We start from the raw sequence: 18051 nt of genomic DNA, 5'->3' as shown, positions 1-18051 counted from the left end.
AAAAATATGCACTTTTTTTTGATGCTGCGCTTGCAGTGCCATGCCGAAATTTGTATTATGGCCGCACGTTACGGTGAGATGGGTGAGTGGCTGAAACCACGTCCCTGCTAAGGACGCATACGGGTAACTGTATCGAGGGTTCGAATCCCTCTCTCACCGCCACGCTTACTTATGTCGCGCGCTCATAGCTCAGCTGGATAGAGCACTTGGCTACGAACTAAGGGGTCGGGAGTTCGAATCTCTCTGAGCGCACCAAGTAAGTTAAGCAGAAAAAACGTATTGCCAACCGAGGCAGACAAGTTACGCGCTCATAGCTCAGCTGGATAGAGCACTTGGCTACGAACTAAGGGGTCGGGAGTTCGAATCTCTCTGAGCGCACCAACTTGAACAATTAACCGCACATGTTGCGGTTTTTTTGTGCCTAAAATTTACAGAAACACCAGACAACACATGCTAAAAATAAGTCTCAGGCGAGTGAATAAAAATAAAGGCAGTCGTGATGAGAAAAATCATTGTCCAGGAATTTTTGACCCTCGATGGCGTGATGCAGGGGCCCGGCGGCCCAGAAGAAGATATATCTGGTGGCTTTCAATATGGTGGCTGGGTGGCGCCGTATTTTAATGCGGAACCTGATCCGGCATTTGATGTCATTATGCAAAAATGGATGCAGCCCTCCGATATTCTTTTAGGGAAACATACTTTTCAGATTTTTGAATCTTACTGGCCCACACATACTGAAGACTGGCCGGGAATCAATGACGTCAATAAATATGTCCTTTCTACCAGTCTGGAGCATTCCGACTGGCAAAATACCCTTTTTCTGAAAAGCATTGATGAGATCATCAAGCTTAAAGCATCAGGAGAGGGGGATATTCGAGTTTATGGCAGTGCTGCAGTGGTACAGGCGCTTTTCAAATATGAGCTTGTGGATGAACTTTGTCTGCTGACTTTTCCAATTATACTGGGTGTTGGCAAACGCCTGTTTAGTCATGAATCAATACCCGCCGCTTTTCAATTGATAGATCATCTGGTCAGCTCAAATGGTATTGTGTTTACGCATTATCAAAGGGCAGGAGAAGTAAAGACGGGAACAATACGCGAGTGATAAAGCGCACAAGAGTGATGGTCGGTTTATATTTGAATTCTATTCTGGCTGGATACCTGGTTGAGAATACTTAAGGTTGACCCATTATTTGGTGCTGAAATTTTTTGGAAAATGAAGCTTCTTGGTTGAATTAATTAAGTGCTTTTAGCTCTAAATTTGCAGAAGTTTTCAGCAGAAAGTTGTGAATATTGCTGCATCGTTTAATTACTGTACGTTCGGTTGAGATTTTATTAAAAAACACTTAACAACACTGAAAAAACTCGTATAATGCACCCCATCAAGACGTCGCGCTCATAGCTCAGCTGGATAGAGCACTTGGCTACGAACTAAGGGGTCGGGAGTTCGAATCTCTCTGAGCGCACCAATCTTGATAAAAAATCTGAAAAAACCGCACATTGATGCGGTTTTTTTGTGTCTGGAATGTGTGTGAATTTTTCATATAAAAAACCAATAACTCTCTGCATCCTTCTTATCTTAATTTTTGCTGAACTTTCAGTGCATAAACGGTATTGCCACCTACCGCAGGTAAAACATCGTGATAGGGCATGCTGCGCATAGCTCTTAATAAGAATGGCGCCTGATCGTGAATCTTCATGCTGCTGGTAATTTGAAATAAGGTACCTTGTGACTGCGGTAATAAGCGCATGCCACCTTTCACAAACTTCAAGTCGCCGCCATTGGCATTGAACTGGTTTTGCAGGGAATCAAGCTGGTAAAAACGCATCTTGAAGTTAAATGGAATCTGAATCACCCCTAAACCCACCGAAACCTTATAGTTGGCATCCACACTTTGGGTATTGACTGGATTAAGTTCGACCTTCTTGATCTGCCGGGGGAAAAGTTGCTGGGTTGCTTCAGCAGCCAACCACGGCAGCAATTTTTCGACTGGATGCGCAAAATATTGATAGGTGCTGCTAAATCTTAAATTTTCTGAGGCTTTTCCTTCTTTAATCTGATAGTTCGGAAAAATGAAACTGACCGGTTGACCAGACTTTTGGCTGATCTGGGTAATTTTTTGTAGCTGTTGAGGGTTGAATCTAAGTTGCGGAATTGGAGTTGCTAGTGCCGCTGTATGATCGGTTTCAAAGCGCTGTTGTAGTGCTTCCAGTAGAAATGCATTGGTACTCGGCGGAATGCCGAGTTTGGCTTCAGGCAGCGCATTCAGGATTTTACTGAATAAAAAGCCTTTGGGCTGGTTCAGGTCGCCCCATTGGGTGACAGTCACCAGCGTTTTATGCGGACCCAGTGCAAACCATTCCAGTTTTCCCGCACCATAGGGAATCGGCGCATCAATAATTAAGGTGCTGATGCTGTTTTCGCCCAGATGATGCTGCATCACTACAGTTTCTTTAAAGTTTAACACCGGAATCGGGGTCGGGATATGAACCTGATATTTAATCTGCTGAATCGAACCCTGCTGCTCTAGCACTTTGGCTGACTTTAAAGTTGGAAACAGACCCACATAATTTGGATAATGGCGCAGCAATTTTTCAACTTGAGCTTCAGCCACAGGCAATACCACAGCTGCACTATAAAACTGTGTCTTGCTGGCTGCATTATTGTTTAAGGTGGGGAGCTGGGTTTTACTGGTTGGATGCGCATAAATCAGAATCCGCTCGCCGGTTAATTCTGCCAGTTGCTGGGCATTGCCCTGATAAGCACTCAGACTGCTCGGCAATTCGGCATTCCAAGGAATAATCTTGGCCAGTGCTGGGACAGAAACTGCCAAACAAACACCGATGAGCATGCATTGCTTTAATCCTTTCATTCAACATCCTGTTGCGTATTTTTTGTTTTAATTGCTGTTTATTTAAAACCAAATGCACGTATTTCCAAAGCAAAGTTATGTAATTGATGCGACAGGCCATAAGCGCTATGGATATTTTGGTATAGTATTGGGCAAGATTTTATTTTTGATGTGATGCTATGACTGAGTCAGCACCGACTTTATCGACCCGTTATTTTCTGACTTTAGAAGAATCTCAGGATGGTTTTGCCCTGGCGACGTTTGGTAAAAAGCAGATTTCACGTTTTCTGACGCCTCTGGTCAGTATCGGGATCATCATCTGGGGTTTCTCGATGGGTTTTGATGGCGTCGGACGTTATTACGTGGCTTTGGGCGCATTTTTTCTGCTCCTGCAAGGTATTATGCGTTACTGGTTCCTGCCGATGATGTTTAAACGTCAGTTTGTTAAATATCAGTTTGGTAAAAGCGAACAGGGTATTGATTTGTATCAGGACTATGCGGAAATTTTTAATAATGATCGTAGTAAGTCGGTGCCATATAGCGAAGTGCAGAATTTTGCTGTCGGTAAACTCACTTATATGCTGGAATTAAAAAACCGTACCGTGGTTATTGTGCCGAAGCGTGCATTTAAGGACGGCACTGAACAGAGTATGTTCGAGCATACATTTAAAAAATAATTCAGATATCTATAAAAGGAAAAGGGAAGTTTTGATCATGAGCACACGTCCATCCAAAATCGTTTGCGTGGGTCGCAGTTATGCCGATCATGCCAAAGAACTCGGCAATGCGATCCCTGATCGTCCGGTATTGTTTATCAAGCCACCGAGTGCCTTAAGTTCGCTCGAAGCAGGCATTGAATGGAATCCGGAATGGGGCAATTGTCATTATGAATGTGAACTCAGCTTGCGCATTGACCGGACTTTAAGCAAAGAAAGCGATCCTGTGAAATCACTTGAAGCTGTGGGTGCGGTGACTTTAGGTCTGGACTTAACTTTGCGTGATTTACAGGATGATCTCAAGAAAAAAGGCCAGCCTTGGGAACGTGCCAAAGCCTTTGATGGCTCTTGTCTGTTGTCGGACTGGGTGCCTGTCGCCGATGTAGTCACGGACTGGAAAGATGTGCATTACACACTGCAAGTCAATGATGAGCTACGTCAAAAAGGTGATACCGCTTTATTGATATTTGATATTGCGACCTTGCTGGCTGACATCAGTCAGGTCTTTACTTTGGAAGAAGGGGATGTGGTGATGACCGGTACACCGGCAGGCGTTGCGGCATTACATTCAGGCGATCAACTGAAAATGACCCTCAAAGGGCAGGCTCAAGATTATGTCTGGACGACTTTTGTGAAATAACCAGGATTTTGAATCAAAGGAGCCTATTGGCTCCTTTTTCATATGCATAATTTTAATCATTAACAGTATAACGTTTGCGAAACTGATCTGGGGTGCTTCCCATCCAGCGTTTAAACATGCTGATAAATGCTGATAAATGCTGAGGCATTGGCATAGCCCAGATCAAAGGCAATGCTCTCGACACTATGCGCTGCATTTAATAAAGACATGGCCTGCATCACTTTCAGGCGTTGCCGCCATTCATGCAGTGACATTCCCAGTTCTTTCTGGCTATATCGCGCTAACGTCCGCTCGGTTAAATTGACGCGTTCGGCCAGTTGCTGCAGCGAGCTCTGATCTGCCGGATGCTGATGTAAATAATCTAAAATCTGTTTCAGCAATGCATGTTCTGAATGCGGTAGATAACTGCTGACCAGTTGGGCTTGCTGGAGCTGATCAAGCAGCACCTGTAGCAGACGCTGATATTCAGCTGAATTCTCGAATCCCGGATGATCTTGCTGATGTAGTTGTTTCAGGTGGGTAAATAAAGCAGTGACCAAGGGGGCGCTGAGCAGGATGCCCGGTTGAGTGGGCAGTTGGCTACAAAGTGATTCATGCACATACAGAGTGCCATGAGAAACTGCGGTACGGTTCAGACCACGATGCTCTAAATTCGGTGGGAGCCAGATGCCGTGAGGTGAAGGCGTCACATAATTTATATGATTAATATTCACTTCCATCACGCCATGAAAAGCATAGACAAATTCTCCCCAGGCATGGCCATGTAGCGGATAAACAGATTGCGCAGGATCTTCCCTGAAACTGATCCACAGAGGTGCTTTAATCAGATCATGGGTCGGAAGTTGCTTGAGCGAAGCTGAATCTGCTTGGATTTTTTTATGCATCACCGAAATTGCCTGAATAACACCATCATTTGTCTGTTTTGAAGTATATCTTTTATTTCTGACACTTTTATAGTGTACCTTCCAAATGAGCAACAGGACCGTATGTGAGCCAGCGTCAGGCATTAGATGCCAAAGCATCTGCCATCATGTTTGTATTGTGTATGTTGTGGGGTTTACAACAGGTGGTACTGAAGTGGGCCGCGAATGATATTTCAGCCCTGATGCAAATTGCCTTGCGTTCAGCCTTGTCTGCGCTGATGGTTTATCCCCTGATTCAGCAGAGCGTGCGCCGTCAACTCTGGAATGCACGCTATTTACCTGCAGGATTACTAGTCGGTGTGTTGTTTGCAACCGAATTCTATCTGATTGGTGAGGCACTGCGTTATACCTCAGCCTCGCATACGATTGTTTTACTTTATACCGCGCCGATTTTTGTGGCTTTGGGTTTACACTGGAAATTGCCGGCAGAGCGTTTGTCTTCTGTGCAATGGGGCGGAATATTTCTTGCCTTTAGCGGAATTGTAGTCAGCTTTCTGTTACGTCCACAGACAGAATCAACTTTACAAACTGATGCCTTGTGGGGAGATTTTCTGGCTTTGCTTGGCGGCGTATTCTGGGCAGCCACCACAGTCAGTGTACGTCTGAGCCGGCTGGCTGAAGCACCTGCAACCCAGACTTTGTTCTATCAATTATTGATAGGTGGAATGCTGTTATTGCCTCTGGCTGTTCTGACTGGACAAGCAGCCATTCAATGGACGGTGTTGTCTATTTCCAGTCTGGTTTTTCATACCGTGCTGATTTCCTTTGCCAGTTATCTGATCTGGTTCTGGATGCTGAAGCATTATCTGGCATCGCGTCTAGGGGTATTTTCCTTTTTGACCCCTGTATTCGGCATGCTGTTCGGCGTACTGATTCTGGATGAACATATCGAAATCAATTTTATTATCGGCACCTGTATGGTCATGCTGGGTGTGATTCTAGTGAGTTTGCAGGGATGGCTGAAAAAACCGAATATCAATAAAAGCATTCAAGAGCAAGCATGAAAATCTGGTCTGTAAATTTAGCGACCTGGATTGGTCTGTCTTCTATTCTGATCTGGGCCAGTCTGGTCGCCGTAGTGAAACTGATTACTGAATCCACCAGTGCAGTGCAGGGGATTGCTTTAATTTATAGTTTTAGCAGTCTGGCGATTTTTGCGTTCACCGGCTTTCCAAAAATCATGCAAATGTCCAAGCGTTATCTGCTCGGTTGTGGCGCTTTATTTGTGGCTTATGAGATTCTATTTCTGGTTGCTGTGGCATGGTCGGATAATCGTGAACAGGTGATGCTGATTGCCATGATCAATTATCTGTGGCCACCCTTGATGATTGTTTTTTCGATTTTTGCCCGACAGTTGCAGGCTCGCCTCTGGGTGATTCCAGGCTTTCTGCTCGCTGTGATGGGACTGATGCTGGTGGTCAATCCAGAAATCACTAATCTGCCGAAGTTTATGCAGGCTTTAGCTGAAAATCCTTGGGCTTATGGCTTTGCCTTTCTCGGCGCTTTGTTATGGCCTTGCTACTGCGTTCTAACTAGGACCTATGGCCGCGGACAAAATGGTGTACCGATTTTCTTTTTGGTCGCTGTAATTAGCTTATGGTTCTTACATTTAGGATTAAACGAACCTTTTATCATGCCCACATTCAAGCTATGGTTGGGAATTGCAGTGGTGGGTAGTCTGATTGGCATCGCCTATAGTAACTGGAATCAGAGTATGCAGTTCGGCAATATCAAGGTGCTGATTTTAGCCACCTATTTTATGCCGATTCTTTCTTCGGTCATGTCAATGCTGATTCTGGATGTCAGACCCGAACTCAGTTTTTGGATCGGGACGGGTTTGGTGACTGCAGGCGCTATAGTCTGCTGGAAATCTACCGCTATCAGTTAAAAAAAATCCTCTCAAGCGAGAGGATTTTTTTATTTATGTCGGAACAGTTCGGACAATGGAAAATTGAGTTTTTCTTCCAGATATTGATCGGTTTCCTGTAATCTAGGTGAGAAATTTTGCATCCAGATGTCATCAGTCTGGGCATTGGTGAGATGGTCTTTGCGTGGCAGTGGATAGGGTAATTGCAGATAAAAATTCCAGAAGCTGACCTGATCCAGATCACGAACCAGCACATATTCATTTTCATCGGTACGTTTGATCAAATTCTGCTTTTCAAACATGGCGACATAGCTCGGCCAGCGTCCAATTTCATCCCGGCCTAAGACCTCAAGTGCTTGGGCTTCACTGATGCTTTCACCAGTTTTCTGCTTTTTATAAAATAATTCTAACAGATCCAGCAGCATGACGATGGGATGGCGTTTATTGTCCTGCCCAGATTCAAACGCCGTCAGGGCATAGCTGATTTCAACCCCTAGTAACACAATAATCCACGACAGATAAATCCAGAGCAGGAAAATCGGCACGGCGGCGAAGGCACCATAGACGATCTCATAGCTGGTAAAGTTTGACATGATATAGCCAAACAGATTTTTCAGCAGCTCAAACACCACGGCACTAAATAGACCGGCAATAAAGGCAGATTTAAGCGGTACACTGCGATTCGGGATGGTCCAGTTCAAAATGAAAAATCCGAGTACAGTCAAAGAAAAGGAAATCGCCCAGAGGACAAAAGCGCCATCAAGCTCATAACCGGCAAAGTTATTGCTGAGAATGCTCATGGATGCCACGGTCGAAGAAATCACAAATGCACTGCCGAGTAAAATCGGCCCGAGCGAAATGATGGTCCAGTAACGCATAAAGCCCATAATTCCGCCCCGCGTTTCAGTCACGCGCCAAATGCGGTTAAACACCGTTTCGATACTGCTGAGCATCAATACTGTCGTCACAAACAAGAACAGAATACCAATGATGGTGAGATTGCTGGATTTATCGGTAAAGGCATTCAGGGCCTTATCAAAGGCAATTGTAGTTTTGGGTAAAAAATTACTATAGATCAGTTGTTGCAATTGCTGCCGCGCAGGTTCCAGCGCTTTAATGGAAGAGATAATTACCAGAAAAACCGTCAGCATCGGCACCACCGCAAACAGGGTAGTGTAGGTCAGGGAACCTGCCTGTTCGCGACAGCGGTCTGCTTCAAAGCGTCGAAGTACAAATAAAACAAATTGAAACCAGTGTTTTTCATAGAAAGGTAATTTCTTTAAATACTTAACAATCATCTGCATCCAATCTCAATTTTTTTAATCATCATGAATTTTCACCATCAGCTTAACCAAAAAACTTGCAAAGTATCGTATAGTTTTATTTTTTTAAGTAATGACTAAGAACCATGATGCAACCTTATGTCCTTGTTTTATATTACAGCAAATATGGCTCAACCAAAGAAATGGCGCATTTAATTGCCAATGGAATTGAAGCGGCAGGCGTGGCAGTAAAAATCAGGACAGTTCCAAACATATCCAGCATGGTAAAAGTGGCTGAACCCAGTATTCCGGCAGAAGGGGATATCTACTGTACTTTGGAAGATCTGGCGCAGTGTGCCGGTTTGGCGCTTGGTTCACCGACCCGTTTTGGCAATATGGCCTCTGAAATGAAATATTTTTGGGATCAGACCACGAGTCTGTGGCTGAATGGAGCGCTACACGGTAAACCGGCTTGCGTGTTTACAGCATCAGGTTCCATGCATGGCGGGCAGGAAAGTACTTTGCTGACCATGCTGCCGCCGTTATTTCATCATGGCATGATGATCATGGGGCTCAGCAATGCAACACCTGCACTCTCGAATACCAAAACGGGTGGTACCCCTTATGGTGCTAGTCATGTCAGCGGACCACGGCATGATCAGGGCCTGAGTCAGGATGAAAAAATTCTGTGTGAAGTACAAGGCAAGCGTTTAGGTGAAGTGGTACTGAAACTCAATCAAGTCTGACAAGCTCTCGCAGGAAATGAAGGATGAACTTCATTTCCTGAATTTTATTAGGCTTCTTTTTGATCTTTTTGATCTTTTTGATCTTTTTGATCTTTTTGATCTTTTTGACTAAATCTGTATTTGCATTTCAGACATTGATAATCCTGAAACAGATTACGGTCGACAGAAACCCCGGCCTTTTTCCCCAGAAAATTACCGACTACACCGCCGGTAATCCCGACACTGATTGCACCGACAAAAGTGCCTACGGTTCCGCCGACAATTACACCTAAAGGTCCGGCTACTGTACCAATCGCAGCGCCAATGGATGCACCTGAAGCAGCGCCACCCACAGTCCCTGCAGTTGCACCCGCTGAACTCATGAGAATGCCGCCAATTTTCTTTAAATTCTGTTCATGATCGCGCTGTTCGATATCAGCTGAGCCACATTTAGGACATTGCATAGATTGTTCCATCAAGGATTGAGATGTGCTTGTTTTAGGTTTGTCGGGAATAGGATGTGTGCCCTGATCAGCACTTATTCATAACATACAACAACACACTAGATAAGTTTTGAATTCGCAAATCAGAAACATTGCATACTCACTTGATTCTAGTTGAGTTCACGCTAAAACATTGTATTTCAGCTGTAAATATATGCCTTCTTGGTTGATTAACGCAATTCTTAACCTGTCATTGAGGAAATGGCAAATCTCAAGATCATCAGAAATGTTCTTCTCTCATCAGTCTAAATATTGCGATCTTAGGTAGGCCATTTCTGGATTCGAAATGAAAAAGGAAGGGAAGTCGAAAAATATGTAAACGAGTTCTTATCAGGGCTATTAAAATTTTTCTGCCAAAATACATCTGAATATTGGCGTTTCGTTATAAGTCACCTTCATTGTAATTGATTAATTATATTTTAAATAAATCGTGACATTTATCCTTATTAAATAGAAGTTCTAATAAAATAAAAATTTACGACTTTTAAAATATAAAAAGTATAATAATTCTAATCTTTATTAGATAAATTTTTGATTATTGATAATATAAAAAATATATTATCTTAATCAAGTTTTTTGGATGAATTTTATATTCAAAAAAATTTATATAATGATTTCTTACAAATCACAAATAATAAACAAATATATATTAATTTAATAAAAACAATAATTTATATTTTTAAATAAAACAAAAAAATAAGTGAATAGGTATAAGTTTTACATTTTATAATTTTATGTGATTTAATATTTTTCAGATAAATTTAATCTTACTTAAATGAAAAATTAAATAAATATCTTAAGTCAGAGGATATTAAGATTATGAGAATATTAGTTATCAATCTGGGTTTATTAGGTTTATGTTTTCTGAGTAACGCTTATGCCACCTCTGATGAGTGGACTCAGCGTTGGAAATCATCCAGTGCCCGTTCCAATGAGAATCTAGTTCAAGCCAATCTGATCGAACTTAAGGAGTCAGACTATTATTCCGGATTAGGTAAAACCACCGTTCATAGCACCTCAACTACTTCCATCGGGACGGTAAATACCCCGACCAACAATATCAATGTAGAGGGTACAGACAACAGTATCGATATTACGAGTGAGTTGCTGAATGAAGCACCAGTCAATTCAAATACCAACCAAAATCCTCAGCGCTGTCTTAATTTAAGTAACAGACCAGGAGAATCACAATGTTGAATTTCTCCTCGACCAAAAGACATATATCTTTCGTGAGTGCCACTGTCCTTTTCAGCTCTTTTTTAACAGGCTGCACGGGTTTAGCGCCCTCAAACAAGAAGCCAGTTAGCCTGGTACAAGGCCCCCCAATTACCGATATTTTTACCCCTTTTGATATGGCTTTATCCTGCCTAAAAGGACAATTACGTAGTGATGTGAGTTTCTCCGTGGGGGCAATTCTGGATCAAACCGGTAAGGATGTAGTTACCAATGGTGGTAGCGGAAAAATGGTGACCCAAGGTGCGGGAGATATGGTGCAATCTGCCTTGTTTCAGGCGGGGGTAAGCTTAATGAACCGGCGTGATCCCCGGATTATCGAAAGCGAAGCCAAGTGGGGCATTCGTGATCCAAGACAAATCCAGGCTTCTGATTATTATGTGACAGGCAGTATTAACAGTCTGGATTTTATTCCGGGTGGTGGTTTTGACATGCAGATCGCTGGTGTCGGTCCGAATTATAGTCAAACCCGGATTATGATCGGTCTGGATTTATCTTTGACTGATACCCGCAGTAGTAAAGTGGTGGGTAATGTTTCTTTGCAAAAGCAGATTGCTGCACAGGATTATGGTCTTAGTGCAGGCAGGTTCGCGGGTCGTACACTGTTAAATATTCAAATTGGCAAGGGAGAACGAGAGGCGAGTAATTTTGCCTTACGCCAAATGTTGAACCTGGCCACTTTTGAATTACTCAGTCAGGTCGTGCCACCGGCAGTGTTTGCAAGTTGCCGTGCGGAAATTCCACCTGAATTTGGTCGCTTAGATCTCACTCGCAGTTCTGTTGCCTTGCATAAATATAAGAAAAATCAGCAACAAATCAGTACCGATTCCAGCAACCCTGTTCAGGAATCGGCCTCACGTCAGGCAGATTCATCCAATGAAAAAAACAAGTCGATCAATTCACCCAGCAAAGATACCAAGCCGCCTAAGCAGAAAGAATCTGAGGTGATTCAGAATCCTGAAGCCGAGCCTGAAATGAGCAAACAGGAACTGATTAAATATATTAGTAAGACTAAGCGCCCATCTCCGACAAGCAAAATAAATGACAAAAAAGATGTTCAAGAACAAGCCAACAAAGAACAAGCTGAGGAGAAGTCATCCAGTTTATGGGATGCCAATCCAGAGGTAGTGGAGAATTACTGGTCAAATATTCAACGTGATTAAAAGATTTGAAAATGGGCTCGCTCCCATTGTCAGAAGAAGTACTTAGCGAGAGGTACTTCAAAATAACAGTAGGAAGAACAATGATGAAAAACACGATCAAAACAGTCGCATTATCCGTCGCCTTTCTGTCTAGTGCGGGGATGGCATATGCTCAAGAAACCAATGTGGAAGTAGATACCGGTTTACAAGCTACTCTGGATTCTATTTCTCAGCAGGTTGAAAATGGTTCTGCGCTGAATCTGGCAGTGAATACAGGTGATGTTGATGCAAGCGTTGATTTAGAAGCACTTGCAGGAGCAGTAAGAGAAGTACCAGATGCGATTAGTTCAATTGAAGGGACAATTGAAACTACTGCAATTGGTGCAGCGAACACAGGTAGTATCACGATTGAGCAAGGCAGCTTCAATCAGGTGATATCAGACGTATCAGATGAAACATATGACTATGATTTCAGTCAAGTCACCAGTGCAACGAATAATTCTGAAACCTTAGAAGAGTTATCCGAGGTTGCGGATAGTTCAGATCTCTCGGAAGTTGTAAGTTCATCACTGTCTACCAACTATAGTGAGCAGATCAATGAAACTTTAAGCAATTATAGTGTCGCGAACATTGCCTATAATGCGGGTACCATTGATGCCTCTGTCAATGCGATTGCAGAAGGAACTCAAACTGCTATTAACAATAGCATCACAACTACCGCTATCGGTGCTGTAAATAGCGGCAGTATTACTGTGACGGTTAAATAAACTCTTGTTCAAGGTGAACAGAGGTCTAATTATTTGCAGATAGTTAGACCTCTTTATCTTATAATAAAATTGCTATAACTGGTTGTTTATTCATCGGATAGAAAAATTATTTATTTTATGACACGATCTATTTTAGAGGTTTAATCACTTCGAATTTAAAAGTAAGCCATTCATCTAGGATCAAGTCAGGAATCATGAATAACACATTAGATTGAACTAGAGTCGAGCTTTGAATATTTTTAATTTATTTCATCAGATAGACAAAATAAAAAAGAGCGCATAAGCGCTCTTTTAAAATTGATTGTCGAGCTTAGTCGCGAACAAATTCAACTGTGCCATTTGCCAAAGATTTTACGCGTGCCAGTGATTCCACACGGTAGCCTTTTTCAAGCAGCAGGTCACGACCTGGCTGGAATGATTTTTCAATCACAATGCCAATACCGACTACTTCTGCATTTGCCTGGTGGATCAGGTCTGCAAGACCTAAAGCCGCTTGACCATTAGCCAGAAAATCATCGATCACTAAAACCTTATCGGTTGAGCTGATGTGTTTATTTGAAATCGCGATTGTGCTTTCAGTCTGTTTGGTAAATGAAAAGACTTTAGAACGATATAAATCATCTTTCAGGGTGAGAGACTGGTATTTACGTGCAAAGATTACAGGTACGCCAAGCTCTAGGCCGGCCATTACGGCAGGTGCAATACCTGATGCTTCAATCGTAATAATTTTGGTAATACCAGCATCCTTAAACAGACGCGCAAATTCTTGACCAATCAGTTGCATCATGACTGGATCAATCTGATGGTTTAAGAAAGAGTCTACTTTCAAAACTTCTTCAGAGAGGACGATGCCTTCAGCCAAGATTTTCTGTTCTAGTGCATGCACGGGAGAATCCTCAAGAGCAGGTGCTTTTTCAAGCAAAAGCGTATTGTAAAAAGCACCCGGAAAAAATCAAGTGAAATTCGCCAAAAACTTAGTTGCTTGCACCTTTATAGTCAGTTAACAGTAAACCATAGGAGGTTTTCTTGTCGACATGCGAAACTTTGACTGGAAGATAGTCAAGTTTTGGTGCCAGCCAGAAAATGGTTTCACGACCTGGTTTGCTGTGTTTCATCACCACTTTAATGGTATTAAAGGATCCGTATTTGGTGCTTATAGTCTCTGAACCCTGTTTGATAAACTTACGGCCTTCAACTTCTTTAGCATCAGCGATATAGTAATTTGCTTTCAGGCCTGAATTTTTTAAGTCTTCACGGATCTGCAATTCCGCATTCAACTCATCCAGAACATCTGCTCTCCAGGCAAAAGAGCGTTTTTCATCGTCTTTCTTGGTACTGATGCTTTTGCTGGAAGGATTAAAATTAATACTCATGGTGTTGTTATGCACCAGCACTTTACTGCTGCGACTGAAACTGCTTGAGCCGATCTTGCCATTATTAAAAGTAAAGCGGCTGGTTTCGGTTGCAGAGGCAATACCTCCGGCTTTTGCAGCAAAGACATAAGTCCAGTTATTGCCTGATTTGCTTAAAGTCCGCGTTGCAGAACCCATATTCTTGCCATTATAGCTAAATTGATAACTGGCTTGGAAAGGAGTCATGGCAAAAGCCTGGCTAGAAATAACAGTGAACAGTATTGCGCTGCTCAGACCCGTGGTCATCACTAAAATTTTGAATACAGTCTTCGCCATCAGTTATTTTCCTATATTGATTCAATTGGCAAAACATATCACTTATTGCACCCTTTATTATTTGGGCAAAATATGGAAATTGAAGGGATATTTCTGCCAAAAATGTATATTTCATGTAGTTTTATGGAACTTTTGTTCAAAAACTACGTTTGACATGATTTAAGAAGGATTTTTCTGTTTGATGGGGGTGACCCGGTTGTCATCCATCTTGTCTTCATCCCAGTTCTCTTCCTGATCTTGGGAAAGTTTTCTAAACAGGGCGGCCAGATTGACATTACCAATCACCACCAGTTCGGCTTCACGAAGTACTGCGTGATTCACATGAACTTTGCCCAAGGTATCAATGACCGATCGGCTTTTACCTAACCAGCGATTTAAATCTAGATAAAGCAAGTCATCGATGACTTTAATTACGCCCAGTTTTTCCAGAATCATTCCCAAAGGATCTTTATTCAAGATACGTTGATAGAAGAACAAGCCGAAACGCACGCCCAGTTTATACAGCATATTTGGATATTTGGCTTCAATCAGCTGAGTATCACTAATTTGCTCGAACACGATCAACTGGGTGGTTTTATTCAATTCCATCTGTACCAGTTTCAAATCAACCGATAAAGTGACAATCAGGCCTTTATAATCCAGTGTTGCATACAAACGCAGCCAGTCTTCGTGTAAATCTGCATGTAAGTCTTTTAATGCATCGACATTGTCTGTGACAAAGCGCTGAAAGGTTGCATTCAGGAAGACTTGCGATAAGGGAAATTCACGCTCATCTTCAATAAATCCTTCCGCCCTCTGATACACTTGGCGGATTCGGTTGGAAATATTGGAAATTAGCGTTTGCATACTGAAGCGTCCTGGCAACTTTATTTTTGACTCGGGATGTATCTTGTCGAATTGTATGAAAAATACAAGCGTTCATGCTTGAAGTTTAGCAAAATAAATAGCACCATTTTTATAGTTTTAGTTATGTAACGTTGAAGATTTGATGGATTTGGCATTTTAAAAAGATAAATGACGAATCCGTTTATTTTTAATCTTTCAAATACTTTTTTGGGGAGCTGAACTCAGTATTGAGTTTGGGCGAATGTGAAAAAACGATGATACTCATGCCTCTGGTCAGAACTTGGTGGAAAGATCCAGTGTTTAGCAGTGCGGTGCTTGCCGCAGGCATTCTGCATTTGATCGTGCTGACCCTGGAATTTGGTATGCCGCAAGATCGGGATACCAGTACCAAAGAAATCGCAGTCAGTTTGCGCCAGACTGATGAAAAAATTGAGCATGCTGATTTTCTCGCCCAAACGGACCAGCAGGGTTCCGGCCAGTTTAGAGAAGCTCATCGCATGTCGAGTGATATGCCATCGCCGTTAATGGAACAACATGCAGGCGAAGAGCTGCAAGAAAGTCTGGATATGCTGCAACAGCAACAGGAACTCAGTTTTGAAGAAAAAGTCCTGATGACCACCTTGAGCTGGCAAAAGCAGGCGGAAGAAAATCAGCGAAAAAAAATGCAGGAGCAATTACAGAGCCAGTTTCAGGCCAAAGCGGCCATGGTCGCCAGTCTGGAAGCGCAATATTTACAGCGTCAGCAAAATTTCAGTCGTCAGCAAAAAATTAAGACTGTAGATGGTATTCAGTCCAAGCAGGATGTTTCTGCCGCCTATCTGGAAAAGTTTCGCGAGAAAGTGGAGTTCTATGGGAACCGTTATTATCCGGAAGCAGCCAAACAACAGAATCTGGCAGGGGAAGTGCGGCTGATGGTGATCCTCAATCAGAATGGCGGAATTCGTGCCATTCGACTGATTGACAGTTCAGGACATGCCATGTTGGATGAAGCAGCCAAAGCTTCCGTGCGTAAGGCAGCGCCATTTGGTGCTTTCGATAGTAAAATGAAAGAAATTTCCGAACTGCGGGTGATTCGTACCTGGCGTTTTGACCCGGCTGAAGCAGAGTTTGAGGTTCGTTAGACCATTTTACTCATTTGTAAACCCTCCCTCTAACTCCCTCCCAAAAGGAGGGAGGACTATCATTGAGTTATAGATATTAAAGCTTCCTCTCTTATGGGAGAGGGTTGGGGTGAGGGTAAACAATAAAAAAAGCGAGCCTTGGCCCGCTTTTTTTTTATGAAGAAATTTTAGTTCTGTTCCAGATAGGGATTTTCAAAACCTAGCTTGGCCAGAATCTCGATTTCAATACCTTCCATTTCTTCAGCATCTTCATCCGAGGTTTCATGGTCATAGCCCATTAGGTGTAAAGTGCCATGTACCAGCATATGGGTGAAATGCGTCAAGGGTACTTTTTGCTGTTCCAGCGCTTCCGCCAGTACCACAGGAATACAGATCACCAGATCACCAATGGGAAATGCATCCAGAAACTGCGCCATTTCATCTGGAAGTTCACTCGGGAAAGACAGGACATTGGTCGGTTTGTCTTTGCCGCGATATTCCAGATTCAGTTTATGACTTTCGTCATTGTCGACACAGGCAATTCCGATTTCGCAATCACTTTGAGTGCTGATATGACGTAAAGTGGTTTCTACAACTTTTTTAATATAGACACGTTTCAGTACCAGTTCAGGCGACTGAAAGTCCTGTTGTAAGGAAAGACTAAGTTTCAACACAAATCCTTAAGTTTAAAGCTTAATGCTGTGCATCTGCCGCAGCATCATTTTCAGCGATCAAGGCATCCTGACGTGCTTTACGTTCTGCACGTGCTTCAGCACTTAAACGCTGCTGTTCACTGTCCCAGCCTTCATAGGCTTCGACAATTTTCTGTACCAGCTGATGACGTACCACATCACGCGAATGAAAACGGGTGATATGAATTTCAGGAATTTTATCAATCACGCGCAAAGCATGTGACAGGCCGGATTGCTGACCTCGCGGTAAATCTACCTGAGTTACGTCGCCAGTAATCACCGCTCGTGAGCCAAAACCTAAACGGGTCAGGAACATTTTCATCTGTTCTGGGGTGGTGTTCTGCGCTTCATCCAGAATCACGAAAGAATGATTTAGGGTACGGCCACGCATATAAGCAAGCGGAGCCACTTCAATCACCTGACGTTCGATCAGCTTGGCCACTTTTTCAAAGCCAAGCATTTCATACAGCGCGTCATACAAGGGACGTAAATAAGGATCGATTTTCTGGGTTAAATCTCCCGGCAGGAAACCGAGTTTTTCACCGGCTTCAACCGCAGGACGAACCAGCAGAATGCGCTGGATTTCATTGCGCTCCAGCATGTCCACGGCAGCCGCAACGGCAAGATAGGTTTTACCTGTACCGGCAGGGCCAATACCAAAAGAAATATCACTTTGCAGAATGCGCTGTACATAGCGTTTCTGGTTGGCACCACGCGGGTTGATCCGGCCTTTACGGGTTTGCAGCCAGACATTGTCCAGCCCCGTATGTTCCTGATCATCCAGATCTTGCTGAAGTTCACGGTCAGTCTGGCTACCCTGAATCATCAGATGTAAAGTATCTGCACTAATCTGCTGACTATGTTCAGATTCTTCATGAAGACGTTGTAAGAGCATTTCGGCTCTCTCAACGGCATCGATTCCACCATCAATAATAAAACTTTCTCCGCGATGGGAGATTTTGACGTCTAAACGTTGTTCAATTTGCTTCAAATGGCCGTTATAGGCACCTAACATGGCTTGTATACGGTCCATCGAAATTCCAGGAAAAGCTACTGTACGTCGAATCGCTGCAGTCAAGAGTGTTCCTTATGAAG

The 18051-nt window shown here is 43.0% G+C and carries 18 protein-coding genes, 4 tRNA genes and 1 pseudogene; 14 read left to right on the top strand and 9 right to left on the bottom strand.

Features of this window, described 5'->3' with window-relative positions:
* The first annotated feature begins 72 nt into the window (after nucleotides 1–72).
* From I6L24_RS01635 to I6L24_RS01615, 5 genes are all read left to right on the top strand, one after another.
* A tRNA-Ser gene (locus I6L24_RS01635) sits at nucleotides 73–162 on the top strand.
* Between the two features lie 16 nt (nucleotides 163–178).
* Nucleotides 179–255 (top strand) — tRNA-Arg (locus tag I6L24_RS01630).
* A 49-nt stretch (nucleotides 256–304) separates the two neighbouring features.
* A tRNA-Arg gene (locus tag I6L24_RS01625) sits at nucleotides 305–381 on the top strand.
* A gap of 118 nt (nucleotides 382–499) precedes the next feature.
* A complete protein-coding gene (locus I6L24_RS01620; RefSeq protein WP_005263738.1) occupies nucleotides 500–1105 on the top strand; it encodes a dihydrofolate reductase family protein in 606 nt (201 codons plus the stop codon).
* Between the two features lie 287 nt (nucleotides 1106–1392).
* A tRNA-Arg gene (locus I6L24_RS01615) sits at nucleotides 1393–1469 on the top strand.
* Between the two features lie 105 nt (nucleotides 1470–1574).
* Here the strand turns inward: I6L24_RS01615 and I6L24_RS01610 are convergent.
* Nucleotides 1575–2873, bottom strand: a complete 1299-nt coding sequence (locus I6L24_RS01610; protein WP_216986323.1) for an SRPBCC family protein — start codon at nucleotides 2871–2873, stop codon at nucleotides 1575–1577.
* 158 nt (nucleotides 2874–3031) lie between these two features.
* Between I6L24_RS01610 and I6L24_RS01605 the strand changes: the two genes are divergently transcribed.
* Nucleotides 3032–3529, top strand: a complete 498-nt coding sequence (locus tag I6L24_RS01605) for a YcxB family protein (protein ID WP_216986322.1) — start codon at nucleotides 3032–3034, stop codon at nucleotides 3527–3529.
* A gap of 37 nt (nucleotides 3530–3566) precedes the next feature.
* Nucleotides 3567–4208: a fumarylacetoacetate hydrolase family protein gene (locus I6L24_RS01600; RefSeq protein ID WP_216986321.1), complete on the top strand. Its 642-nt coding sequence runs from the start codon at nucleotides 3567–3569 to the stop codon at nucleotides 4206–4208.
* 52 nt (nucleotides 4209–4260) lie between these two features.
* On the opposite strand, the pseudogene I6L24_RS01595 reads toward I6L24_RS01600, so the two are convergent.
* Nucleotides 4261–5092, bottom strand: a pseudogene (locus I6L24_RS01595) (AraC family transcriptional regulator).
* 104 nt (nucleotides 5093–5196) lie between these two features.
* Here I6L24_RS01595 and I6L24_RS01590 point away from each other — a divergent pair.
* Nucleotides 5197–6135 (top strand): DMT family transporter, encoded by a 939-nt coding sequence (locus tag I6L24_RS01590; protein ID WP_005108620.1) that lies wholly within the window; start codon nucleotides 5197–5199, stop codon nucleotides 6133–6135.
* Nucleotides 6132–7019 carry an aromatic amino acid DMT transporter YddG gene (yddG, locus tag I6L24_RS01585; protein WP_004281450.1) on the top strand — a complete coding sequence of 296 codons (888 nt, stop codon included), beginning with the start codon at nucleotides 6132–6134 and terminating at the stop codon, nucleotides 7017–7019. Before I6L24_RS01590 ends, yddG begins: the two co-directional genes overlap by 4 nt.
* Nucleotides 7020–7048: 29 nt before the next feature.
* On the opposite strand, the gene I6L24_RS01580 is transcribed toward yddG, so the two are convergent.
* Nucleotides 7049–8296, bottom strand: a complete 1248-nt coding sequence (locus I6L24_RS01580; protein ID WP_216986607.1) for a YihY family inner membrane protein — start codon at nucleotides 8294–8296, stop codon at nucleotides 7049–7051.
* A gap of 113 nt (nucleotides 8297–8409) precedes the next feature.
* On the opposite strand from I6L24_RS01580, the gene wrbA reads away from it, so the two are divergent.
* The gene (gene wrbA / locus I6L24_RS01575) at nucleotides 8410–9006 is read left to right on the top strand and encodes an NAD(P)H:quinone oxidoreductase (protein ID WP_216986606.1); all 597 of its coding nucleotides are present in this window, start codon (nucleotides 8410–8412) and stop codon (nucleotides 9004–9006) included.
* Nucleotides 9007–9053: 47 nt separating this feature from the next.
* Here wrbA and I6L24_RS01570 read toward each other — a convergent pair whose 3' ends face one another.
* On the bottom strand, nucleotides 9054–9461 hold the full coding sequence (locus I6L24_RS01570; protein WP_171054336.1) for a hypothetical protein: 408 nt from the start codon (nucleotides 9459–9461) through the stop codon (nucleotides 9054–9056).
* Between the two features lie 846 nt (nucleotides 9462–10307).
* Between I6L24_RS01570 and I6L24_RS16880 the strand changes: the two genes are divergently transcribed.
* The 3 genes from I6L24_RS16880 to I6L24_RS01555 all read left to right on the top strand — a co-directional run bounded on the left by I6L24_RS16880 (nucleotide 10308) and on the right by I6L24_RS01555 (nucleotide 12630).
* On the top strand, nucleotides 10308–10685 hold the full coding sequence (locus I6L24_RS16880; RefSeq protein ID WP_005108624.1) for a hypothetical protein: 378 nt from the start codon (nucleotides 10308–10310) through the stop codon (nucleotides 10683–10685).
* Entirely contained in the window at nucleotides 10679–11884 is a 1206-nt protein-coding gene (locus tag I6L24_RS01560) for a CsgG/HfaB family protein (protein ID WP_216986320.1), read from the top strand. The genes I6L24_RS16880 and I6L24_RS01560 overlap by 7 nt, the downstream gene beginning before the upstream one ends.
* A gap of 83 nt (nucleotides 11885–11967) precedes the next feature.
* Nucleotides 11968–12630: a hypothetical protein gene (locus I6L24_RS01555; protein WP_034608358.1), complete on the top strand. Its 663-nt coding sequence runs from the start codon at nucleotides 11968–11970 to the stop codon at nucleotides 12628–12630.
* Between the two features lie 310 nt (nucleotides 12631–12940).
* On the opposite strand, the gene I6L24_RS01550 is transcribed toward I6L24_RS01555, so the two are convergent.
* The 3 genes from I6L24_RS01550 to I6L24_RS01540 all read right to left on the bottom strand — a co-directional run bounded on the left by I6L24_RS01550 (nucleotide 12941) and on the right by I6L24_RS01540 (nucleotide 15164).
* Nucleotides 12941–13516, bottom strand: coding sequence for a xanthine phosphoribosyltransferase (locus I6L24_RS01550; protein ID WP_005094083.1), 576 nt, complete (start codon nucleotides 13514–13516; stop codon nucleotides 12941–12943).
* A gap of 88 nt (nucleotides 13517–13604) precedes the next feature.
* A complete protein-coding gene (locus I6L24_RS01545; RefSeq protein WP_005108628.1) occupies nucleotides 13605–14318 on the bottom strand; it encodes a DUF3108 domain-containing protein in 714 nt (237 codons plus the stop codon).
* Between the two features lie 159 nt (nucleotides 14319–14477).
* Complete coding sequence (locus I6L24_RS01540; protein WP_005108629.1) at nucleotides 14478–15164, bottom strand: hypothetical protein; 687 nt, start codon at nucleotides 15162–15164, stop codon at nucleotides 14478–14480.
* Nucleotides 15165–15427: 263 nt separating this feature from the next.
* On the opposite strand from I6L24_RS01540, the gene I6L24_RS01535 reads away from it, so the two are divergent.
* On the top strand, nucleotides 15428–16285 hold the full coding sequence (locus tag I6L24_RS01535; RefSeq protein ID WP_216986319.1) for an energy transducer TonB: 858 nt from the start codon (nucleotides 15428–15430) through the stop codon (nucleotides 16283–16285).
* Nucleotides 16286–16452: 167 nt separating this feature from the next.
* Here the strand turns inward: I6L24_RS01535 and ybeY are convergent, their stop codons facing one another.
* On the bottom strand, nucleotides 16453–16935 hold the full coding sequence (gene ybeY / locus I6L24_RS01530) for an rRNA maturation RNase YbeY (RefSeq protein ID WP_216986318.1): 483 nt from the start codon (nucleotides 16933–16935) through the stop codon (nucleotides 16453–16455).
* Between the two features lie 22 nt (nucleotides 16936–16957).
* A complete protein-coding gene (locus tag I6L24_RS01525) occupies nucleotides 16958–18034 on the bottom strand; it encodes a PhoH family protein (protein WP_004732214.1) in 1077 nt (358 codons plus the stop codon).
* Nucleotides 18035–18051 lie beyond the last annotated feature (17 nt).

The sequence above is a fragment of the Acinetobacter lwoffii genome (assembly GCF_019048525.1).
GTDB classification, from domain to species: domain Bacteria; phylum Pseudomonadota; class Gammaproteobacteria; order Pseudomonadales; family Moraxellaceae; genus Acinetobacter; species Acinetobacter lwoffii_K.
The sequence above is the reverse complement of the archived record's forward strand: the minus strand, read 5'-3'. Positions and strand labels throughout refer to the sequence as shown.

What these genes read in the sequence shown, in the direction of transcription:
- I6L24_RS01580 (WP_216986607.1), bottom strand. Translation starts at nt 8,296, where the DNA reads ATGATTGTTAAGTATTTAAAGAAATTACCTTTCTATGAAAAACACTGG.
- I6L24_RS01570 (WP_171054336.1), bottom strand. Translation starts at nt 9,461, where the DNA reads ATGGAACAATCTATGCAATGTCCTAAATGTGGCTCAGCTGATATCGAA.
- I6L24_RS01535 (WP_216986319.1), top strand. Translation starts at nt 15,428, where the DNA reads ATGCCTCTGGTCAGAACTTGGTGGAAAGATCCAGTGTTTAGCAGTGCG.
- I6L24_RS01540 (WP_005108629.1), bottom strand. Translation starts at nt 15,164, where the DNA reads ATGCAAACGCTAATTTCCAATATTTCCAACCGAATCCGCCAAGTGTAT.
- I6L24_RS01555 (WP_034608358.1), top strand. Translation starts at nt 11,968, where the DNA reads ATGAAAAACACGATCAAAACAGTCGCATTATCCGTCGCCTTTCTGTCT.
- I6L24_RS01560 (WP_216986320.1), top strand. Translation starts at nt 10,679, where the DNA reads ATGTTGAATTTCTCCTCGACCAAAAGACATATATCTTTCGTGAGTGCC.
- I6L24_RS01620 (WP_005263738.1), top strand. Translation starts at nt 500, where the DNA reads ATGAGAAAAATCATTGTCCAGGAATTTTTGACCCTCGATGGCGTGATG.
- wrbA (WP_216986606.1), top strand. Translation starts at nt 8,410, where the DNA reads ATGCAACCTTATGTCCTTGTTTTATATTACAGCAAATATGGCTCAACC.
- I6L24_RS01600 (WP_216986321.1), top strand. Translation starts at nt 3,567, where the DNA reads ATGAGCACACGTCCATCCAAAATCGTTTGCGTGGGTCGCAGTTATGCC.
- I6L24_RS01605 (WP_216986322.1), top strand. Translation starts at nt 3,032, where the DNA reads ATGACTGAGTCAGCACCGACTTTATCGACCCGTTATTTTCTGACTTTA.
- yddG (WP_004281450.1), top strand. Translation starts at nt 6,132, where the DNA reads ATGAAAATCTGGTCTGTAAATTTAGCGACCTGGATTGGTCTGTCTTCT.
- I6L24_RS01610 (WP_216986323.1), bottom strand. Translation starts at nt 2,873, where the DNA reads ATGAAAGGATTAAAGCAATGCATGCTCATCGGTGTTTGTTTGGCAGTT.
- I6L24_RS16880 (WP_005108624.1), top strand. Translation starts at nt 10,308, where the DNA reads ATGAGAATATTAGTTATCAATCTGGGTTTATTAGGTTTATGTTTTCTG.
- I6L24_RS01545 (WP_005108628.1), bottom strand. Translation starts at nt 14,318, where the DNA reads ATGGCGAAGACTGTATTCAAAATTTTAGTGATGACCACGGGTCTGAGC.